Raw genomic sequence first — 3,383 nt, 5'->3', positions numbered from 1 at the left:
ATACAGTAGATTGGTCAATATGTAATAAGTTTATAGATAATATAAAATATATTTTAGGGGATAGGCCTTTAGATTATTTGGTAATAAATCATATGGAGCCAGATCATGCTGGAAGTATAGGAGAAGTGGTATTCCACTATCCAAATGTAAAAATTATAGGGAATAAAAAGACATTTGATTTTATGGAACAATTTGGTTTTAAAGTAGATGAAAATGCAATTGAAGTTAAAGATGGAGATACTATGTCTTTTGGAGAACATGAACTTGTATTTATATCTGCTCCAATGGTACATTGGCCCGAGACCATGGCAACTTTTGACACTACAAATGGAGTACTATTTTCTGCCGATGCTTTTGGAACTTTTGGTTCCTTAGATGGGAAGCTTTTTAACGACGAAATGGATTTTGATAGGGAATTCTTGGTGCCAGCTCGAAGATATTATACTAATATAGTAGGGAAATATGGCCCTCAGGTTCAAGCTTTGTTGAAAAAGGCTAAGGATTTAGATATTAAATATATATGTCCACTTCATGGGCCAGTATGGCGTACAAACCTAGGCTATTTTATCGATAAATATAATAAATGGAGTAGTTATGAGCCTGAAGAAAAAGGTGTAATGATAGTTTATGGTTCAATGTATGGGAATACAGAGGCAGCTGCTGAAAATTTAGCTATAAGATTAGTAGAAAAGGGTATGACTAATTTAGTTATGTACGATGCCTCAAAAACTCATGTGTCTTATTTAATCTCTGATGCATTTAAATATAGTCATATAGTTTTGGCTTCTGCAACTTATAATTTAAATATTTATACACCAGTACAAAATTTCTTATTAGATATGAAAGCATTAAATTTACAAAAACGTACAGTTGCCATAATTGAAAATGGAACCTGGGCTCCTAGGGCAGGACAATTAATCCGTAAACTTTTAGGTGAAATGAAAGAAATGAACGTTTTAGAAAACGATATATTAATAAAATCATCTATGAAAAATGAAAATATTGATGAAATGGATGCTATTGCGGATAGTATCATAGAATCAATGAAGTAAAAGATTAGTTTTGTAAATAAATTATGTAAAGGATATATTGCGGCTTGCAATATATCCTTAATTTATGTTTAAATAATCAGCTAGTTCTTCACGATTCATTTTATTATTCTTACTATTTATAGTTTTTTAAGTTAGAATATGTTACCATCTAGTTGTAGTTATTTGTCAAAGGAATAGTTAAAATAGAAGTACTATATTACCAAGGAAAGGTGATATTGTGTATAAGATATTTATAATTGAAGATGATAAAGCCCTTTGTGAAAATATAAAAGATGGAGTTGCTAAATGGGGCTTTGCCGTAGCATCTATAGAAAATTTTGATAATATATTAGAAGAGTTTACAATATACAAACCCCATTTAGTCATTATGGATATAAATTTACCATATTTTGATGGCTTTTATTGGTGTAAAAAGATAAGAGATGTATCTAAAGTTCCAATTATATTTTTATCTTCAAGAGATAGCAACATGGATATAATAATGGCAGTGAATATGGGAGGAGACGATTTTGTTACAAAACCATTCTCCATGGATATTTTGTTGGCAAAAATACAAGCTATACTTAGACGTACCTATTCTTATGGAGAAGGAAAAGACCATATAATAGAATGTCGTGGCTCTATTTTAAATATAAATAATGGAACATTAACTTATAATGATAAAAATATTGAACTTACTAAAAATGAATTTAAGATACTTCAATTGCTTATGAAAAATAGAGGTAAGATAATATCTAGAGACAGGATCATGAGAGTACTATGGGAAAGTGAATATTTCATAAGTGAAAACACTCTAACTGTAAATGTAAATAGATTGAGAAAAAAACTTGAAGATATAGGGTTAACAGATTTTATATTGACTAAAAGATCACAAGGATATATGATACCATGAGTTTTTTTAAATATTTAAAAGATCTATTTTGGACAATTATATGTTTTTTATTAGTAACTTTAGTTATAAATCTAATACTAATAACTAGCATAAATTTAAACAAATCTTTAAATGATATTATATATATGAATCTTCTTATATTTTCTATTTCCTTAACATTTTTAATTATAGGCTATATTAGATGGAGAAATATGTATAAAGATTTTATAAATGCCATTTATAATAAGAAAAAAATTGATGGCTTTATCCCAAAGGGTGAAAAATTAGAGCAAGAATTAATAAGAAAAACTGTTGATTTAAAAAACAAAGAAAAATTAAGGGAAACAGAGCAACTAAAAGAAAATTTAGACGAGTTAAATGATTATATAACCAGATGGGTTCATGAAATTAAGATACCCTTATCAGTATGTGAGCTTATAGCTGATAAAATTGAAGAAGAAGATATGTATAATATATCAGAACAACTAAGACAAGAATTGGAAAAAATGAATTTTCTTGTTAACCAAGTATTATATACTAGTAAATCATCAAGCTATTCAGAGGATTTTATAGTTGAAGAAGTAAATATTGACTCTTTAGTTAAAAATGCTATTAAGACCAATACTAACCTTTTTATATCCAAAAAAATAAAATTAGAAATTGAAGAACTAGGCTTTCAAGTATTCACAGATAGGAAATGGGCTTCATATATATTGGAGCAGATAATAAATAATGCCTGTAAATATGTATCTATAGGTGGAAATATTAAAATTCATGCAAAAGAATATGAGCAAAATGTAGCACTTTTAATAAGAGATAATGGAATAGGCATTTCTAAAAAAGATATTAATAGAATATTTGATAGGGGATTTATAGGAGAAAATGCACGGAAAACCAATAAATCTACAGGTATGGGACTTTATATATGTAGGAAAATAGCAAATAAGATAAATATAGAAATAAAAGTGAATTCTCAAGTATCCAAATATACGGAATTTAAAATAATATTTTATAAGTTATCCGATTATTTCAATGTGACAAAGATGTAATATTTATTTTCATATTGTCACCATAAGTGATGGCAAGTATTTCAAGTAAATATTAAAATATAGTTAAATATTGAAATAGGAGAGTGACAATATGAAAATAGTACTTGAAACAAATAAATTAAAAAAGGAATATGGGTCTAAAGATGCTATTTTTAAAGCTATAGATAATATAGATTTAAAAGTATATGAAGGGGAATTTTTAGGTATAATGGGTCCATCTGGAGCAGGTAAGACTACGCTTTTAAATATGTTATCTACTATTGATAAACCTACCTCTGGTAAAATATACTATGAATGTAAAGATATTGGGAATATGAAAAATAAAGAGCTTTCCCTATTTAGACGAAATAATATAGGCTTTATATTTCAAGATTTTAATTTATTAGACAGTATGTCTGTTGAAGATAATAT

Annotated in this window: 4 protein-coding genes; all 4 read left to right on the top strand. The window is 27.4% G+C overall.

Annotated elements, in window-relative coordinates; translation table 11 throughout:
* The coding region (locus VK998_RS06285) for an FprA family A-type flavoprotein (protein ID WP_325226649.1) at positions 1–1,052 on the top strand (1,052 nt) is incomplete at its 5' end.
* Between the two features lie 217 nt (positions 1,053–1,269).
* Positions 1,270–1,944: a response regulator transcription factor gene (locus tag VK998_RS06280; RefSeq protein ID WP_325226647.1), complete on the top strand. Its 675-nt coding sequence runs from the start codon at positions 1,270–1,272 to the stop codon at positions 1,942–1,944.
* Positions 1,945–2,135: 191 nt separating this feature from the next.
* On the top strand, positions 2,136–2,972 hold the full coding sequence (locus VK998_RS06275; protein WP_325226645.1) for a sensor histidine kinase: 837 nt from the start codon (positions 2,136–2,138) through the stop codon (positions 2,970–2,972).
* Positions 2,973–3,063: 91 nt separating this feature from the next.
* Positions 3,064–3,383 (top strand): ABC transporter ATP-binding protein (locus tag VK998_RS06270; RefSeq protein WP_325226643.1); only part of this gene is annotated, 320 nt, incomplete at its 3' end.

The sequence above is a fragment of the Schnuerera sp. genome (genome assembly GCF_035459645.1).
Lineage (GTDB): Bacteria > Bacillota > Clostridia > Tissierellales > Tepidimicrobiaceae > Schnuerera.
Note: the sequence above shows the minus strand (reverse complement) of the source record. Positions and strands in the feature narration are given on the sequence as shown.